The following is a 17,775-nucleotide window of genomic DNA, read 5'->3' as shown; positions in this document are numbered from 1 at the left end:
GGAAATGAACCATGATAAAGTTTGAGATCAACGGACGCAGCGAGAGCGTCGACGCAGATCCCGATACACCACTGCTGTGGGCCATCCGGGACGAGATCGGATTGACGGGCACGAAGTTTGGCTGCGGCATCGGCATGTGCGGGGCGTGTACCGTGCATGTGGGCGGCCGCGCGACGCGGTCGTGCATCACGCCTTTGTCGGATGTCGCCGACACCAAGATCACAACGATCGAAGGTCTCGACGCAGAGGCAAACCACCCCGTTCAAGAAGCATGGCGCAATCTGCGGGTACCGCAGTGTGGTTACTGCCAATCCGGCCAGATCATGCAGGCCGCAGCGCTGTTGCAGGACATTCCCACGCCGACTGACGAAGACATTGATGCGGTAATGACCGGCAATCTGTGCCGCTGCATGACCTATACCCGCATCCGCCAAGCTGTGCGCAATGCGGCTACTGCAATGAACGGAGCACAAGACAATGGGTAACAAATTGCTTTCACGCCTCACCGGCTCCGACAATTCATCCGAGATGAACCGCCGTGGTTTTATGGTCTCAATGACCGCCGCAGGCGTTGCTTTCGGGTTCCCGCGCGCGTCAAGCGCCGCGATGGATCCTGCCGCTGCGGACGGCTTCCCTGTCTCGAGCAACGGGCAGACATTTGAGCCGACGCTGTGGTATTGGATCGACAGTGACGGGCGCGTCAATGTCAACATCATTCGCGCTGAGATGGGCCAGCACGTTGGCACAGCCATCGCGCGCATTCTTGCGGATGAGCTGGAAGTCGCATGGGAAGATGTTCACATCACCCACGTCGACACTGCTGAGAGATGGGGCACCATGGTCACCGGCGGTAGCTGGTCGGTCTGGCAAAGCTGGCCTGTCTACCGTCAGGCGGGCGCTGCGGGCCGCACGGCGCTGATCGAAGCTGCTGCTTCGCAATGGGGCGTCGATGCTGCAACATGCACTGCGCGCAACGGCACTGTCACTGATGGCACGAACTCTATCACCTATGGCGAACTTGTAGGGGCTGGGTTGGAACGCAGCTTTACCGAGGATGAGTTGAAGGCGCTGCCGCTCAAGCCGCATTCGGAACTGCGTCTGGTCGGCAAGGACGTGACCGCGCTTGATATCGAGAACAAGATCAATGGCAAAACGATCTACGGCCTCGACGCCAAGGTCGAGGGGATGGTTTACGCTGTCCCGATGATCCCGCCAACGCGTCTTGGCTCTGCCGTGGCGTCCATCGACGACAGCGGTGCAAAGGGCGTGAAGGGATATCTGCAGACGCTTGCGTTAGAAGATCCTTCAGGCACAGTGCCAGGCTGGGTTGTTGTACTGGGCACATCCCTCGTGGCCGCGAAATGGGCGTCCGAAGCTGTAAAGGTTAGCTGGAATGCAGGCGAAACAGCAGCCGTGTCCGAGGCCGACATCAATAACCGCTCCCGCGAGCTGATCGCAGATGGTACATCCGGCAGTATCCTGCACACGGAAACGCCGGATACGACAGCCGCGTTCGACGGCGCTGCGGAGGTGCTTGAGGCCGAATATGTCACTCAAACTGTGCTGCACTTCCAATTGGAGCCGGTAAATGCGACCGCCTTCCAAAACGAAGAGGGCATCTGGGAAATCCACACTGGCAACCAGTGGCAGTCCTTGATCCTTCCGACATTGTCGGCGGCGTTAGAAGCGCCTGCGGACAAGATTGTGATGCGCACCTATATGTTGGGCGGCGGTTTTGGTCGGCGTCTAAACGGCGACTACACTGTGCCTGCGGCTCTGACATCCAAAGCGTTGGGCGGCAAACCAGTCAAGCTGGTGTTCATGCGTGAAGATGATGCCAAATTCGACAGCCCGCGTTCGCCTAGCGTGCAAAAGTTGCGGATGGCGTTCGACGGTGATAAGAAAGTCCTCGGGATGGAGCATCACGCCGCTGCGGGCTGGCCCACGGCCGTTATGGTGCCTTCCTTCATGCCCAAAGGCGCAAACGGCGAGCCTTACGATCCCTTCGCGGTTGACGGGGCTGACCACTGGTACACTGTCGGCGCGCACCGCGTGCGAGCGATCTTTAATGACCTTGCCAACAAGACCTTCCGCCCCGGATTTCTGCGTTCGGTCGGACCCGGCTGGACCAACTTCGCGGTAGAAAGCTTTATGGATGAGGCGGCGCATAGGGCGGGTGTTGATCCGCTGGAGTTCCGTCTGCAGCACCTCAAGGCAGAAGGCTATAATGCCGGCTCTGCGCCGAATGCTGTTGGCGGCGCATCGCGTCAGGCGGCGGTCTTGGAAAAGGTCGCGAAGATGTCGGGCTATGGCACCACTGATTTGCCCGAGGGTACGGCCATTGGCATTGCCACTACCTTTGGCCAGTCGCGTAGCATGCCGACATGGACTGCTGGTGCTGTGCGATTACATGTAGACCGTGTATCGGGTCAGATTGACGTGCAGAAGATGTGGCTCGCCTTTGATTGCGGCACCGTTGTCGACCCTGACAGTGCCCTTGCCCAATGTGAAGGGGCGGCCCTTTGGGGGCTTTCCATGGCGCTCTATGAAGGCACGAAAATCGAGGACAGTAACGTCGTTGACCGCAACCTTGGCACCTACACGCCGCTTCGCATGATCGATACGCCAGAGATGGACATCTCTTTTGTCGAGAGCACCGAGGTGCCGGTAGGCTTGGGCGAGCCGGGTACAACCGTCATCGCGCCTGCCATTGCCAACGCGATCTACAACGCAGTCGGCGCGCGCCTGCGGCATTTGCCGATCAAGCCTGACGATATCGTGTCAGCTTTGAAGGCCTGATTTTGAAAAATCGAAAGGCGTCCGAAGAAATTCGGGCCCCTTTTTCTTTGATGTTTGCTGCGATGTCAGGGCTTGCGCGGTACAGCCACGATGCCCAACTCCCGTGCAGTTTCAATCGATAACACGTCGCTTGGCAATCCGCGCGCGCTCTGAACCGCGAGCACTGCGCGCCGCGTGGCGTCATCCATGTTTCCGTTGACCGCACCGCTATATAGGCCCCGTGCTTGCAAGGCTCGCTGTAAAGTCGAAACAAACTCAACCGTAAAAGCCGGCGGGCAGGGGATCTCGAACCAGCGGTCGGTGCGCGGGGTCAAGATTTGCTGACGGCTTTCTTCGCGGTAGACGGGCAGGGTGGCGATCGTGCCATCTGCATTCATCTTGGCCGGAGTAACAAGAACCTGCCCCGTCACGGTTTCGATCACAGCAGGCGTCGGAATTTTTCCCCAGCATGTGCCGGGAGGCGCGCCAACTGGCGCCAGCCCGTTTCCAAGGACCATACCGCTTTGAGAGACTGTCTGGGTTTGCAGACAGCCGGACAGCGCGACAGCGCCCATAAGAGCAGCAACGCGCGACGCGGTGTGATGGAAGCGTACCTGTTTCATTGCCCAATGCCTTTTGGGTCTGTGTTGTGTTGCCACATACTAGCGTGATTTGGAGTAATTGCCTAGAACCCCGATCGCTTGTCACAAAAGGGGCTGGCGCGCAGGCAGGGCCTTGCGTAGAAAAGGGAAAATTCATCTGAAAAAGGGCAGCTTTGATGGCCAAGATTACCTTCGTCGAACACAATGGCACCGAACATGTTGTAGAAGTCGCCAACGGCCTCACCGTTATGGAAGGCGCACGCGACAATAACATCCCCGGCATCGAAGCTGATTGCGGGGGCGCTTGCGCCTGCTCGACCTGCCACGTTTATGTGGATGCGGCTTGGGTTGAGAAGATTCCGGCAAAAGACGACATGGAAGAAGACATGCTAGATTTCGCGTATGAGCCCGACGCGGAAAAGTCTCGCCTGACTTGCCAGATCAAAGTGACAGACGCGCTGGACGGTCTGCGCGTGCAGATGCCGGAAAAACAGATCTGATGCGCCAACAGGGCGGGGCATGCTGATGCGGGGCGTTCTGCCAGCGATAAGCGTTTTCTGCCTTGCGCTATTGCCTGCCATCGGAAATGCGCAGGCTCCCGAAACACCGCTTGTCTCGGCAACCTATGCCGAGCCGACTACGCGCTACCCTCACGGTGTGTTGGGGGATGAAATCGAGCACGGCGCGCTGGTGCTTACTTACGAGGGCATCGCCAAGCGCATTGTTTTGCGTCTGCCGGAAGATCGCGTGTTTGAAGACACCGAACCGCGCATATTTGATGTGTACGGTGACGGCCAGCGCGACGTTATTGTCGTGGAAAGCCACCGATCCCAAGGCGCACGATTGGCGATTTACAATGGTGACGGACTGGTCGCGGCCACGCCCTATATCGGGCAGCCCAACCGCTGGCTTGCTCCTGTGGCCGTCGCTGATCTGGATGGCGACGGGTTTGTCGAACTTGCCTATATAGACAGGCCGCATCTGGCCAAGACCCTGCGCGTCTGGCGCTTTGCTGAGGGTCAGTTGACCCAGATCGCAGCGCTTGAGGGGCTGACCAACCACCGCAGCGGAGAGCGTGATATTGCAGGTGGTCTCAGGCTGTGCGGCGCGTCACCCGAAATGGTCGTCGCAAGTGCGGATTGGCAGCGCCTTAAGGCGGTGACGTTCAACGGCACGGCACTGACGGCACGTGATATCGGGCCACACCAAGACCGCAACAGCTTTGCCAATGCGTTGGCGTGTGAATGAAGCGGTCTGCGTTGATATTTCTGCTCGGCCTATCGGCGCTGCCTGCACACGCTCAGGAACAGATGACACCTGACGGGTTTCTTGACCTTGTTCATGGCCGCACGTTGACCTTTTCCAGCATGATCAGGGGCGGTGAGGTCGGTGTAGAACAGTTCTTGCGACGCGATTTGTCCGTATGGGCCGATCGGAGCGGACGCTGCACCTATGGCCGGATCGAAATTCGCGGCCCGCTGCTTTGCTTTGTGTATGAGGACGCGCCGGACCCGAACAATTGCTGGATACCGTTCTACGACAAAGGCAAACTTCTGGTGCTTTCGCAAGGCTCAAGAGAAGTGCAGCGCATTTCAGACATCAGCGACAAGCCGGTCGTCTGCGAAGGCGCTCCGAGCTCTTGAATAGTATTTGCCTGGGTTCTTGACCCGTTTCCGGCAAGTTCAGGTCAGTGCGCGCCAGCCAATGTCACGGCGGCAAAAGCCTTCGGGCCAGTCGATCTTGTCCACAACGGCATAGGCATTCGCCCGCGCTTGCGCCAGCGTCTCGCCCCGCGCGGTGACGTTCAGCACGCGCCCGCCCACAGCAACAATATCGCCATCACGCTCTGCGGTGCCTGCGTGGAACACCATGTTGCTGCTATCCTCTGCCAGACCCTTAAGCCCGCCAATGACCGACCCTTTTTCGTAGTCACCCGGATAGCCGGCTGCGGCCATTACCACTGTCAGGGCATGGTCATCGGCCCAGTGAACCTGCATATCGGCCAACCGCCCTTCGGCTGCGGCATGCATGAGGTCAAATGCCTGCGCACCCAGACGCATCATCAGCACCTGACACTCCGGATCGCCAAAGCGCACGTTGTATTCAACCAGTCGGGGCTTGCCATCCTCAATCATCAGGCCCGCGTAAAGCACGCCCTGATAGGGCATCCCGCGCTTCGCCATCTCGGCCATGGTTGGGCGGATGATTTCGGCCAATGCGCGTTCGGCAATCTCATCTGTCAGCACTGGCGCGGGAGAGTATGCGCCCATGCCGCCGGTATTGGGGCCGGTGTCGCCGTCGCCCACGCGCTTGTGATCTTGGGCTGTCCCGATAGGCATTACGTTCTCGCCGTCGCACAGCACGAAGAATGATGCCTCCTCGCCGCTCATGAACTCCTCGATCACCACTTCGGCGCCAGCTGCACCGAATTGTCCGCCGAACATATCCTCAAGCGCCTCTTCGGCCTGCGCCACGGTCTCTGCAATGATCACGCCTTTGCCTGCGGCCAGCCCGTCGGCCTTCACGACAATCGGTGCGCCTTGTTCTTGCACATAGGCTTTGGCGGCAGCGAGATCGGTGAAGTGGCCGTAGGCGGCAGTGGGGGCGTCGCAAGCGTCGCAGATTTCTTTGGTGAATGCCTTGGATGCTTCCAACGCCGCCGCTGCTTTGGAGGGGCCAAAGACCAGAATGCCCGACTCGCGCAAGCGGTCCGCCACGCCGTTGGCTAGGGGGGCTTCGGGGCCGATGATCACAAAATCCACGTTGTTGCGGGCAACAAACTCGACCACTGTGCCACCATCATTAATGTCAATTGCCGCACAATCAGCGATTTGCGCTATGCCTGCATTGCCCGGTGCCACGATCAGCTTGTCGCATTTGGGGTTCTGCAACACGGCCCAAGCCAGACTGTGCTCACGACCACCGCTGCCCAAGATAAGAATATTCATCGCACGCACTCCCTTGGCCTTACTTGCTGGGCGTTTTATGCTGCACGCGCGCCATGCACAAGGATGCGATAGATGGATCTGTTTGACGACCAGCCCGAAGATGGCCCTGAACAGGGTAACCGCCCCGAATACACGGTGGCTGAGCTCTCTGGTGCGATCAAACGGGTGATCGAGAATGAATTCGGCCACGTGCGTTTGCGCGCCGAAGTTGGCCGTGTGAACCGTCCGCGATCAGGGCATCTGTACCTAGATCTCAAAGATGACAGTGCTGTGATGGCGGGGATCGTCTGGAAGGGCGTCGCCTCAAAGCTCGACACACAGCCCGAAGAGGGGATGGAGGTGATCGTCACAGGGCGCATCACCACGTTCCCGGGACAGTCCAAATACCAGATCATCATTGAAGATATTAAACCTGCCGGCATGGGTGCGCTGATGGCTGTTCTGGAAAAGCGCAAGGCAGCACTGGCCGCTGAAGGCCTGTTTGATCCAGCACGCAAGAAACCCTTGCCCTATCTGCCCGAAATTATCGGCGTGGTGACATCGCCCTCCGGTGCCGTGATCCGCGATATCCTGCACCGTCTGCGGGACCGTTTCCCGCGCAAAGTGTTGATATGGCCGGTGGCCGTGCAGGGTGCGAAATGCGCGCCCGAGGTGGCGAATGCCATTGCCGGGTTCAACCGTCTGACACCGGGCGGGGCCTTGCCGCGCCCCGATTTGATCATCGTTGCTCGTGGTGGTGGCTCCGTTGAGGATTTGTGGGGCTTTAATGAAGAAGTCGTGGTGCGCGCCGCTGCCGCCTCCGATATCCCGCTAATCTCTGCTGTCGGGCATGAGACAGACACAACCTTGATCGACTTTGCCTCTGACAAACGCGCGCCGACCCCCACGGCAGCAGCCGAGCTTGCCGTGCCGGTAAGGGTGGAGCTTATGGCCTATCTCGATCAGCAACACGCCCGGATGAGCCGTGCACTGAGCCAGGGTTTGGTCCAGCGTGGCCAACGCCTGCGCGATATGGCGCGCGCGCTGCCGCGTCCCGATAGCCTGCTTGATAGTCCGCGCCAGCGCCTTGATCGCGCCGGCGACCGCCTTGCCCGTGCCGCAACACTGACCGAAGCGCCAAAACTGCGGCTGGAGCGTGCGGCAGCGCGCCTTGATCCGGCGCTGATGACTGGTGTGCAACGACGCAAGATGCGGCTTGCAGGCATTTCCGGTGGCCTGCGCCCCGCGACCCTGCGCAACAGAATCGCCCAAGAGAAAGAACGCCTTGCAAGCCGGTCCATGCGCCTTGGTCCTGCGCTTACCCGCGAGCGGATGTTGCAACAGGCAAGATTTGACCGTGCAGGCAAATCCCTGTCTGATGTGGCGCGGCGCCAGATCGACAGATGGCGCAACCAGATTGATGCCGCGGAACGCCTGCGGCTCACTCTCGGCTACGAGGCAACCTTGGAACGCGGTTTTGCGGTCGTGCGCAGCGGCGATACCCTTATAACGACCACCCAAGCCGCCCAACAGCACACGTCACTGGAAATCCAGTTCAGAGACGGCAAAATTACCGTTAAACTCTAGCGGTTAATTTTTGTGGAAAATCTCGGGAGATTTTGGCGCTACAAAGGCGGTGCGATTACACCCCGATTTTTGGTCCCAGACAAAGCAGCTCTTCGGTGCTTTCGTTTGCCTCATAAAGCGGGGTGACGGCTGGGTCATTCTCGAACCGGGCGATCAACCCGCGCGCGCCTTGTTCAAAGCTCCAGCATTGCGGGTCGGGATTGTCGTAGTAGGTAAAGCAAATCAAACCGTCCGCCTCGTACCACTCTCCATTCTTGCACTGACCATCCAGAAACGACCACCGCACCCGACGGTTCGGTAGGTAAATCTCGGCACCATAGGGCTCCGGCCCGTTCCCGTAATAAAGTGTCTTGCCACGGGTGTAGGCATCAAACTGCTCTGCGTTCATCAACGATTGCGCAAACGCAGGCAGGGGCAAGGACAACAAAAAGATCAGGGAAAAAGCTCTCATACCGGCATAATGACAGAAGCATTCAGGAGGGGCCAGAGGGACAAAGGTTTCCGATAGGGATCGGCACGGCGCCGCGCACCGCGCAAAGGGCTGCTGAATTGTCGCTTTTCGCCTCAACCTGACGGGCCGGTTTTGCTAAACCAGCGCAATAAACAAGGGGACGTGGCCATGGCGCTGGATTCAGATAAGAACGGGCCGGACAAAGGTGTTTGGAAATCGGGCAAGGGTAAAGGGCGACGCCACACCAAGGGGCGCCAGTTGGACGACACAGCGTGGGCGCAAGTGCGCGACCTGCTGGGGGCCGAGCCACGAGACCGTGATTTGTTGATCGAGCACCTGCATCTCATTCAAGACCGCTTTGGCCATTTGTCCGCCGCGCATTTGCGGGCACTGGCCGAGGAAATGCGCCTGAGCATGGCCGAAGTCTATGAGGTCGCGACATTTTATGCCCATTTCGACGTGGTCAAAGAAGGCGAAGCGCCCCCGCCCGCACTCACCATCCGTGTCTGCGATTCGTTGAGCTGTGAGCTGGCGGGTGCCCAAGCGTTGAAGGCCGCGCTTGAGGATGGTCTAGATCCGGCAGAGGTCCGCGTGCTGCGTGCGCCCTGCATGGGCCGCTGTGATACCGCGCCAGTGTTGGAGCTGGGGCATTCCCACATCGATCATGCGACACCAGAGAAGGTCCATGCTGCAATTGCCGCTGGCCACACGCATGCCCATATCCCCGCGTATGAAAACTATGACGCCTACACCGCAAACGGTGGGTACACGACGCTGGCCGACTTGCGCCAGAACGGTGACTGGGAAGCCGTGCAAGAAAAAGTGCTGGCCTCCGGTCTGCGCGGCCTCGGGGGCGCAGGTTTTCCATCGGGCAAGAAATGGGGCTTTGTGCGCGCCAACGCAGGCCTGCGCTACCTCGCCGTGAACGGCGACGAAGGCGAGCCGGGTACGTTCAAAGATCGCTACCACCTAGAGCGCACGCCGCATCTGTTCCTTGAGGGGATGTTAATCGCCGCGTGGGCCGTCGAGGCAGAGCGTGCCTATATCTATATGCGGGACGAATATCCTGCCGTACTGCACATCCTTGCGCACGAGATCGCCGCGCTCGAGGATGCTGGCATCGTCAAACTGGGCTATATCGAGCTGCGCCGTGGAGCCGGTGCCTACATTTGTGGCGAAGAATCCGCGATGATCGAGAGCATTGAGGGCAAGCGCGGCATGCCGCGCCACCGTCCACCCTTTGTAGCGCAGGTCGGCATCTTTGGCCGCCCGACGCTGGTCCATAATATCGAGACGTTGCACTGGGTTGCCCGCATTTGCCGCGAGGGGCCGGAAATCCTGTCCTCGGTCGAGAAAAACGGCCGCAAGGGATTGCGCAGTTATTCGGTTTCTGGTCGCGTGGCGAAGCCCGGTGTGCATTTGTTGCCCGCAGGCTCCACCATTACCGATATCATCGAGGCCGCAGGCGGCATGGCAGAAGGCCATACGTTCAAAGCTTACCAGCCTGGCGGCCCATCTTCGGGTCTACTGCCAGCCAGCATGAGCGACATCCCGCTTGATTTTGACACCCTACAACCGCACGGCAGCTTTATTGGCTCAGCGGCAGTAGTTGTGCTGTCCCAGAATGACCGCGCGCGCGATGCAGCACTCAACATGCTCCGGTTTTTTGAGGATGAAAGCTGCGGACAATGCACGCCTTGCCGTGTCGGGTGTGGAAAAGCCGTCAAGCTGATGCAGGCGGACCGCTGGGATCAGGGGCTGCTGGAGGAACTCTCAACCGCGATGGTCGATGCGTCTATCTGCGGGCTTGGACAGGCGGCGCCAAACCCCATCCTTATGACAATGAAGCATTTTCCGGACGAAATCTAAGTTTGGGCAGAGCTATTTGTTCTGCACCACAAGGCACGAACACCGTTGGCGCTTAAGGCTTTTGCACAGGTCTTGAGCGCCATCGCGGGTGTTGCGCCCGATGCGGGCAAAGAAGTAGCCCTTTTTGCCTGACACGCGGTTTTTCACATAGATCAGATCCAGCTTTTCGCGGCCCACCTGCGCACGGCAAATGGTGGTTTGTGATTTGATCTTGGCGCGGGCTGCTTTCTGCGAGGTGCCGAACCCAAGCTGAACGCCCCACGGCTTGACCGGAGGAGACGCGGGCTTCGCTTGTTTCATTGGCGTCAGGCGTCGCTTGCGGGCCATGTCACTACAGGCTGCGTAGAAATTCTTGTCCGGTGCGAGACGAAAATCGTGATCCTTGGGCGGTGCGTCACGCCATTGTTCGGCGGGCAGGCCGGTGATGATGGGCACATAGTTGACGGTTTCGGGGGCAAGACCCTTGCCCTCCAGAAATCCTTCTGCACGGCGTTCACCGCCGTTATAGCCAATAGCGGCCATGCCCTCGTTGCCGTAGCGGCGCACCATTTCAGCCAAATATTGCGCGGAATGCTCCAGTGCATCTGCCGGGTTGTAAGGGTTTTTCAGGCCTCGTAGCCGCGCCGTGGAAGGGATGAATTGTGCGATGCCGCGCGCGTTCGCATGGCTGAGCGCGTTGGGGTCGAACCGGCTTTCCTGCCAGATCAGGCGCGCGAAAAACCCGTTGTTCAAACCGTGCCGCTTCGAGAAGACCTCAATCGCGTTGCAGGTGTCGTAAACAAAGTGGTCAGGCCTGATGCATTGCACATGGCCCCACTTGCCGCTGCTACAGTGCCCAGTGCGGGGATCGGCCAGCGCCGAACCCGCCCAAAACAGTGATAATAAGATAACAATAAGGCGCATAACGCTGTGGTGGCGCGCAGTGGCACGCTTGTCAATCGCACACCCTTCCATCCTGTGTCTCAAGGGGTTAGATCAAGTAAGAAGCACAAGCCGGAGACCCTCGCGTGGCGTTTTTCAAAAAGCTCAAAGACCGTCTGTTCAAATCCTCGTCGAAGATCGACGAGGGGCTTGAGGCGATTGTCAGCGATGGCGGCGAAGCCGAAGCTGCTGCCGTGGACGAGGTGATGGACGCCCCTGCACTGGCTCTGCAAGAAATTCCCGAGGCCGTTGAACCTGATCCCGCCGAAGAAGCGCGGCTGCGCGCTGAACACGATGCGGCAGAGCAAGCTGCCCGCCAAGCTCAAGAGGCACGGCGTGCCCATGAGGCAGAAGCCGCAGCGCAGGCCGTAGCGGACGCGCGCGCAAAGGCTGAGGCTGCACGGCAGGCTGAGGTGGCTGCTGCTGCCGCCGAAGAAGATGAAAAACGCGAGGCAGCGCAGGCCGCGCAAAAGGCGCAAGCCGCTGCCGAAGCTGCACAGGCCGAGCAGGACAGTCAAGCGCGCGCAGAAGCGAGCCGCCTAGCTGCTGAAGAAGCCCTTGCTGCACAGCGCGCCGAAGAAGAAGCCGTAAAACGCGCTGAAGAGGAAGCTGCACGGCAGGCAGAGATCGCCGCCGCAGAAAAAACAGCTGAGCCGTTGCGCACCACTTTGACGCCTGTTGCGCCTATGCTAGCGGATGCAGCGCCAGAGCCGGAAGCGCCAAAGCGCGGCATTTTGGGCCGTCTAATGGGCCGTGCTGATGCCGCTCCTGTTGTGCGCCGTGTCCTTGATGATGCCATGCTGGAACAACTTGAAGAGTTGTTGATTGCCTCCGATATGGGCGTGGATACCGCGCTGCGTGTCACTGCAAACATGGCCGAAGGCCGGTTGGGTAAAAAGCTGTCAGTGCAAGAGATCAAAGCCCTGATGAGCGACGAAATTGCCCGCATTATGGAGCCTGTCGCAAAGCCGCTGCCACTTTATGAGAAGACACCTCAGGTGGTGCTGGTGGTAGGGGTGAACGGTTCGGGTAAGACGACGACTATCGGCAAGCTGGCAAGCCAATTCCGCGCTGCGGGCAAGAGGGTTGTGATCGCTGCCGGCGATACATTCCGCGCCGCAGCTGTTGAGCAGTTGCAGGTCTGGGGAGAGCGGGCAGGGGTGCCTGTGCTGACAGCGCCTCAAGGGTCCGATCCGGCCAGCCTTGTCTTTGATGCGATGGGCCGCGCCGAGGCGGACGGTGCCGATCTGTTGCTGATCGATACCGCAGGCCGGTTGCAAAACCGCAGCGACCTCATGGAAGAGTTGGCGAAAATTGTCCGCGTTATTCGTAAGAAGGACCCAGATGCGCCGCACAACACGTTGTTGGTGCTGGATGCGACTACGGGGCAGAATGCGCTGAACCAAGTGAAAGTGTTTCAGGAAATTTCCGACGTCTCCGGCCTTGTGATGACCAAGCTTGACGGCACTGCCAAAGGCGGCGTGCTGGTTGCGTTGGCGGATAAATTTGGTCTGCCAATCCACGCCATCGGCGTCGGCGAGCAGATTGATGACCTACAACCGTTTGACCCCCAAGAATTTGCAGATGCGCTGACAGGGCTGGACCGCTAAGTGCACCGCATATGACCGATTGGCTTTTAAGCATCGAGGGAACTGAGGCAGGGCATAGCGTTGCTTTGGTACTTGCCCTGATGGCAGCGTTCTTGCACGCGGTGTTTGGCGCGCTGCAAAAGGGGCGCCATGACCCTTGGCTGACCCGTGGGGCGATTGACGGATCATACTGCCTGATGGCCGCCCCCTTTGCGCTATTCGTGGTGCCGTGGCCAGAGCCGCATATGTGGCCCATCTTGATAGGCGCATGGATCATTCACTCGCTTTATAAAATCTTACAGGCGGCGGCCTACACCAAGGGCGCCTATACGGTGGTCTATCCCGTCGTGCGCGGTACGGGGCCGCTGTTCACTGTTATCGGGGCGTATTTCCTCTTTGGTGAGGTTTTTAACGGCGCACAATGGTTTGGTGTCGCCGTCCTGATGTCGGGCATCTTCGGGCTGGCTTTGTACAACCTGATGTATCTGGTTTCCGAACGGGAGACGCTGAACCTTGCACTTGGGCTGGCGGTGGTGACGGGGCTGTTTGTGGCGCTTTACACAACGTATGACGCCTACGGCATCCGTGCCACGGCCAATCCCTTTACCTTCCTTGCATGGTTTTTCATGATTGACGGGTTCTTGTTCCCGATCATCGCATTCCGGCGTTGGCGTGCGATGCCGGATGCACCCGCCATAGGCCCTCTTATGCAGCGCGGCGTGTTTGGCGGATTGGTCGCGTTTCTCAGCTTTGGTTCGATTATGTTGGCCACCCGTCTGGATAAGGTCGGCGAGGCCGCCATATTAAGAGAGACTTCAACAGTATTTGCCGCCCTGATCGGGTGGCTGGTGCTTAAAGAAACAGTCGGCCCGCGCCGGATTGCGCTGATGGCGTTGATCGCTGCAGGCGCTGTAATCGTAGAATTCGGAGGCTAGTGATGGCGAACAAGCGTGAGATCAACCCGATCCTGAATCAGGTGCTGGAACTGGGCCCCACGGTGGCGTTCTTTGTCCTATATATCAGGATCAAGGAGGACACGTTCACCATCGGCGGAACAGAATACAGCGGCTTTATCGTGTCTGCTGTGGTCTTTGTCCCGATCCTATTGGTTGCTATGTCCACGCTGTGGGCTCTTACGGGTAAGCTAAGCCGGATGCAGGTGTTCACGGCGTTTATGGTGATCTTCTTTGGCGGACTGACCGCGTGGTTCAACGATGAGCGGTTCTTCAAGATGAAGACAACCATCGTTTATGGCCTCTTGGCGGTGATTCTTGGTATCGGCCTTATGCGCGGGCGGTCTTATCTGGAATTTGTCATGGCAGACATGCTGCCCATGCAGCACGAGGGCTGGATGATCCTGACAAAGCGTCTGACCATGGCGTTTCTGACGCTTGCAGTCGCAAACGAGTTGATCTGGCGCACGATGTCCACAGACGCTTGGGTCAAGATTGAGACGTTCGGCTTTCCGATCGCGCTGATGGCTTTCCTGTTTTGGCAGTTCGCCCAGTTGCAACACTATGTCATCGAAGACAGCGAGGACGCTGCACACTGAGGCAATTCTTCTGCGGAAGTTCGCCCTAGCCGCGTAGTTCGGCGAACAACGCGCGGCCGGCTTGCACGCCTTTGCGCTGTCCCATTAGATCAAGCCAGCGCCCCATGTGGGGTTTGTCTTCCAGTGTTTGCTGCTGGCCTTCCCACAGCGATGCCCACCCCCAGATCGCGAAATCCGCGATTGAGATAAAGTCACCCGCAACATATTCGTTCTGCGCCAACTGACGATCCAAAACGCCGTAAAGCCGCGCAGTTTCCGCGCGGTAGCGGTCTTTGGCGTAGGGTATGTCTTGCGGTGGACTGGCCTTTGGCGCGAATTTTAGAAAATGATGCGCTTGACCGGCCATGGGGCCAAGCCCGCCCATTTGCCACATCAACCACTGGTCCACGGCAATCCGCTCTCGTTCAGTCTCGCCGTAAAAGAGGCCAGTCTTGCGCGCCAGATATTGCAGGATCGCCCCGCTTTCAAAGATCGAGATCGCAGCGCCATCCGGCCCGTTCGGGTCAACGATGGCTGGCATCCGGTTGTTGGGGGCGATCTTCAGGAAATCGGGGGCGAATTGGTCGCCTTTGCCGATGTTGATCAGATGCGTGTTGTAGGGCAGGCCCATTTCCTCAAGGCAAACAGAGACTTTCCAGCCGTTCGGCGTGGGCCAGTAATATAGATCAATTGGTGCGCTCATGTCTGTCGGCCCTTGCTTTGAATACAATCACCACTGTGCCGTTTTTTGCGCACAGGGCAAGAGAGGCGCGCATTGCTTGACCTGCATCGCGCTTTGGCCTAATCCGGCGGTGTGGCGATTTGTTACCGGATTGCGGGCCACGTTAAACATTCCGCTAAAAGGTCAGGATGAAAGCCCCCTTTCGCTTGACCGCGTTTGGGTTTTTTTTGTGCCCGGCCCCTCACCTCGGGCGCACAGAAGGTCGCACTAACGGTGTGCAAAGGAAAATGATCATGGGCAACACTTGGAAACCCGGCACCAAAGCGGTGCACGCAGGCACACGGCGCAGCCAATACGGCGAAGTGTCGGAGGCAATTTTTCTCACGCAGGGCTTTGTCTATGAAAGCGCCGAGCACGCCGAGCAGCGTTTTATCGCGTCCGGTGAGGATGAATTCATCTACGCCCGCTATGGCAACCCGACCGTCAAGATGTTCGAGGAGCGGATTGCCGCACTTGAAGGCGCAGAAGACGCTTTTGCAACGGCTTCTGGCATGGCGGCTGTTTCTGGCGCGCTGACCTCAATGCTGAAGGCGGGGGATCATGTGGTGTCGTCGCGCGCGCTGTTTGGGTCCTGCCTTTATGTGCTGGAGGACATTCTGACCCGTTTCGGTGTCGAGGTGACTTTTGTAGACGGGACCGATCTGGCCAAGTGGGAGGCTGCGATCCGCAGCGATACAAAGGCCGTGTTCTTTGAGTCCATCTCCAACCCCACACTTGAGGTGATTGACATCGAAGCAGTGGCAAAGCTTGCCCATGCAAAAGGCGCGCTTGTGCTGATTGATAACGTATTTGCGACACCTGTTTTCTCACGCGCTTTTGAACAAGGTGCTGATGTGGTGATTTACTCAGCTACCAAACACATAGACGGCCAGGGCCGCGCGCTGGGCGGTGTGATCCTTGGCAGTAAGGAGTTTATTCGCAAAACGGTTGAGCCCTACATGAAGCATACAGGCGGCTCGATGTCGCCGTTTACTGCGTGGATCATGCTCAAAGGTCTGGAAACCATGGGCCTGCGGGTGCGCGCACAGGCAAGCGCGGCTTTGGGCATCGCGAGCGCACTTGCAGGGCATCCTGCGCTGGAGCAGGTGATTTATCCAGGGCTTGACAGTCATCCTCAGAACGCGCTGGTTCAGCGCCAGATGGGGGCAGGGGGCACCGTGCTTGCGATTGATGTCAAAGGCGGCAAGGAAGCGGCGTTCAAATTTCTCAATGCTCTGGAGATTGCGATCATCTCCAATAACCTCGGCGATGCCAAGACAATCGTGACCCATCCTGCCACCACCACTCACCAACGCTTGCCTGATGCGCAGAAGCTTTCATTGGGTATCACGCCCGGTTTGGTGCGGATGAGCGTGGGCCTTGAGGACGAAAGTGATCTGATCGCAGACCTCCTGCAGGCGCTGGACAGCATCAATTAAAGACCACGCAGCAACATTTCCCCGTTTGATGCGAATATTTTTTTGGCAATATGGGTCAGGACGCCTACATATGGCTCATGACCTACAAGGGGGCCGACCCATGAATATCGCAACACCGATCACTCCGACACCGGACCGTTTAGCGGCTGAGGCTGCGCTGGAAACACTGCGCCAATGGGCTGTTTCGGCAGATGCGGTCGATCTGGCGACGCTTGACCCTGCAATTCTGCAACTCCTGAAGGGCGGGGAAGCCTATCCGCTGTTCCAACGCGAATATCCCGCCGATTTCGAGATTGAGCCGGAGTATAAAGCGAGCCTGCCTGACCTGCAAAACGGCCCCTCAAGCCTGATCAAAGGCGCCAACCAGCAGATCCAGCACGTCGGCATCTCCAATTTCCGCCTACCGGTCCGGTATGAGACGCGCGATAATAGTCCGCTCACGCTGGAAACATCGGTGACGGGCACAGTGAGCCTTGATGCGGATAAGAAGGGCATCAACATGTCCCGCATCATGCGCAGCTTTTACAAACACGCAGAGCAGACATTCAGCTTTCAAGTGATAGAAGCAGCTCTCGATGACTACATCACCGATCTGGAAAGCTTTGATGCGCGGATCCAGATGCGGTTTTCCTTCCCGATGAAGATTGCCAGCCTGCGGTCTGGGCTGGAGGGCTACCAATATTACGACGTGGCGCTTGAGTTGGTAGAGCAGGCGGGTGTACGCCAACAGATTATCCACCTTGATTACGTCTATTCCAGCACATGCCCATGCTCGCTGGAACTATCCGAGCACGCGCGCGCTATGCGCAATCAGCTTGCTACGCCGCACTCGCAACGCTCTGTCGCGCGGATTTCTGTGCTGTTGGAAGACGGCGCAAATTGCCTGTGGTTCGAGGATCTGATCGAGGCTTGCCGCCGCGCCGTCCCCACAGAAACCCAAGTAATGGTAAAGCGCGAAGACGAGCAGGCCTTTGCAGAGCTCAACGCCGCCAATCCAATATTTGTCGAGGATGCAGCGCGCTTGTTTTGTGAGCAATTGTTGGCCGATGAACGCATTTCAGACTTCCGTGTTGTGGCCAGCCATCAGGAAAGCCTGCACAGCCACGACGCGGTAAGCGTGTTGACCGAAGGTCCGACGTTCGCGCAGGCCAGCCTTGACCCGAAGCTTTTTAACACGTTGTTTCACGTAGGTTAGATTTCGCAACTCCTTCAAATAACTCTAATGGCTGCTCCCTCAAGGGGCAGCCATTTTCATGTCGGGCTGATCTGACTGAGGAAACGATACAAAAGATGAGTGCAGAAAACGCGCAACGGCTATGCAGTTTTGAAGGTGGTGCTGCGCTGCAGCGAACCCTATCTG

At 58.4% G+C, this 17,775-nt stretch carries 17 protein-coding genes and 1 riboswitch; of the genes, 12 read left to right on the top strand and 5 right to left on the bottom strand.

Annotated features, from left to right (window positions below; all coding sequences use genetic code 11):
* Nucleotides 1-11 precede the first annotated feature (11 nt).
* A complete protein-coding gene (locus V7730_RS04930; RefSeq protein ID WP_335746481.1) occupies nt 12-485 on the top strand; it encodes a (2Fe-2S)-binding protein in 474 nt (157 codons plus the stop codon).
* Entirely contained in the window at nt 478-2,799 is a 2,322-nt protein-coding gene (locus V7730_RS04925) for a xanthine dehydrogenase family protein molybdopterin-binding subunit (RefSeq protein ID WP_335746480.1), read from the top strand. The genes V7730_RS04930 and V7730_RS04925 overlap by 8 nt, the downstream gene beginning before the upstream one ends.
* 65 nt (nt 2,800-2,864) lie before the next feature.
* Here V7730_RS04925 and V7730_RS04920 read toward each other — a convergent pair whose 3' ends face one another.
* Entirely contained in the window at nt 2,865-3,401 is a 537-nt protein-coding gene (locus V7730_RS04920) for a peptidoglycan-binding domain-containing protein (protein ID WP_335746479.1), read from the bottom strand.
* 155 nt (nt 3,402-3,556) lie between these two features.
* Between V7730_RS04920 and V7730_RS04915 the strand changes: the two genes are divergently transcribed.
* Genes V7730_RS04915 through V7730_RS04905 form a run of 3 tightly spaced genes read left to right on the top strand, consistent with a single transcriptional unit; the run spans nt 3,557 to nt 5,023 of the window.
* A complete protein-coding gene (locus V7730_RS04915; protein ID WP_335746478.1) occupies nt 3,557-3,880 on the top strand; it encodes a 2Fe-2S iron-sulfur cluster-binding protein in 324 nt (107 codons plus the stop codon).
* Between the two features lie 25 nt (nt 3,881-3,905).
* Complete coding sequence (locus tag V7730_RS04910) at nt 3,906-4,628, top strand: FG-GAP repeat domain-containing protein (protein WP_335746477.1); 723 nt, start codon at nt 3,906-3,908, stop codon at nt 4,626-4,628.
* Nucleotides 4,625-5,023 carry a hypothetical protein gene (locus V7730_RS04905; protein ID WP_335746476.1) on the top strand — a complete coding sequence of 133 codons (399 nt, stop codon included), beginning with the start codon at nt 4,625-4,627 and terminating at the stop codon, nt 5,021-5,023. The genes V7730_RS04910 and V7730_RS04905 overlap by 4 nt, the downstream gene beginning before the upstream one ends.
* A gap of 39 nt (nt 5,024-5,062) precedes the next feature.
* On the opposite strand, the gene purD is transcribed toward V7730_RS04905, so the two are convergent.
* Nucleotides 5,063-6,328 (bottom strand): phosphoribosylamine--glycine ligase, encoded by a 1,266-nt coding sequence (gene purD / locus V7730_RS04900; protein WP_335746475.1) that lies wholly within the window; start codon nt 6,326-6,328, stop codon nt 5,063-5,065.
* A 72-nt stretch (nt 6,329-6,400) separates the two neighbouring features.
* Here purD and xseA point away from each other — a divergent pair, with 72 nt between their 5' ends.
* Nucleotides 6,401-7,894 (top strand): exodeoxyribonuclease VII large subunit, encoded by a 1,494-nt coding sequence (xseA, locus tag V7730_RS04895; protein WP_335746474.1) that lies wholly within the window; start codon nt 6,401-6,403, stop codon nt 7,892-7,894.
* Between the two features lie 55 nt (nt 7,895-7,949).
* Here the strand turns inward: xseA and V7730_RS04890 are convergent, their stop codons facing one another.
* Nucleotides 7,950-8,345 (bottom strand): hypothetical protein, encoded by a 396-nt coding sequence (locus V7730_RS04890; protein ID WP_335746473.1) that lies wholly within the window; start codon nt 8,343-8,345, stop codon nt 7,950-7,952.
* A gap of 168 nt (nt 8,346-8,513) precedes the next feature.
* On the opposite strand from V7730_RS04890, the gene V7730_RS04885 reads away from it, so the two are divergent.
* A complete protein-coding gene (locus V7730_RS04885) occupies nt 8,514-10,214 on the top strand; it encodes an NAD(P)H-dependent oxidoreductase subunit E (RefSeq protein ID WP_335746472.1) in 1,701 nt (566 codons plus the stop codon).
* A 12-nt stretch (nt 10,215-10,226) separates the two neighbouring features.
* Here the strand turns inward: V7730_RS04885 and V7730_RS04880 are convergent, their stop codons facing one another.
* A complete protein-coding gene (locus tag V7730_RS04880) occupies nt 10,227-11,117 on the bottom strand; it encodes a lytic transglycosylase domain-containing protein (protein ID WP_335746471.1) in 891 nt (296 codons plus the stop codon).
* Between the two features lie 104 nt (nt 11,118-11,221).
* Here V7730_RS04880 and ftsY point away from each other — a divergent pair, with 104 nt between their 5' ends.
* The 3 genes from ftsY to V7730_RS04865 are packed head-to-tail and all read left to right on the top strand — an operon-like array spanning nt 11,222 to nt 14,276.
* Entirely contained in the window at nt 11,222-12,745 is a 1,524-nt protein-coding gene (ftsY, locus tag V7730_RS04875) for a signal recognition particle-docking protein FtsY (RefSeq protein WP_335746470.1), read from the top strand.
* Between the two features lie 11 nt (nt 12,746-12,756).
* Nucleotides 12,757-13,659 (top strand): EamA family transporter, encoded by a 903-nt coding sequence (locus tag V7730_RS04870; RefSeq protein ID WP_335746469.1) that lies wholly within the window; start codon nt 12,757-12,759, stop codon nt 13,657-13,659.
* A gap of 2 nt (nt 13,660-13,661) precedes the next feature.
* Nucleotides 13,662-14,276: an inner membrane-spanning protein YciB gene (locus V7730_RS04865; protein WP_335746468.1), complete on the top strand. Its 615-nt coding sequence runs from the start codon at nt 13,662-13,664 to the stop codon at nt 14,274-14,276.
* 25 nt (nt 14,277-14,301) lie between these two features.
* On the opposite strand, the gene V7730_RS04860 is transcribed toward V7730_RS04865, so the two are convergent.
* A complete protein-coding gene (locus tag V7730_RS04860; protein WP_335746467.1) occupies nt 14,302-14,958 on the bottom strand; it encodes a glutathione S-transferase N-terminal domain-containing protein in 657 nt (218 codons plus the stop codon).
* Between the two features lie 101 nt (nt 14,959-15,059).
* Nucleotides 15,060-15,136: riboswitch (SAM riboswitch) on the top strand.
* A 94-nt stretch (nt 15,137-15,230) separates the two neighbouring features.
* On the opposite strand from V7730_RS04860, the gene metZ reads away from it, so the two are divergent.
* Together metZ and folE2 are read left to right on the top strand one after the other, a co-directional pair.
* Entirely contained in the window at nt 15,231-16,415 is a 1,185-nt protein-coding gene (gene metZ / locus V7730_RS04855) for an O-succinylhomoserine sulfhydrylase (RefSeq protein WP_335746466.1), read from the top strand.
* Nucleotides 16,416-16,515: 100 nt separating this feature from the next.
* Complete coding sequence (gene folE2 / locus V7730_RS04850; RefSeq protein WP_335746465.1) at nt 16,516-17,610, top strand: GTP cyclohydrolase FolE2; 1,095 nt, start codon at nt 16,516-16,518, stop codon at nt 17,608-17,610.
* Nucleotides 17,611-17,775: the final 165 nt, after the last annotated feature.

It is taken from the genome of Sulfitobacter sp., assembly GCF_036961165.1.
In the GTDB taxonomy this organism is placed as follows: Bacteria; Pseudomonadota; Alphaproteobacteria; order Rhodobacterales; family Rhodobacteraceae; genus Sulfitobacter.
Note: the sequence above shows the minus strand (reverse complement) of the source record. Positions and strands in the feature narration are given on the sequence as shown.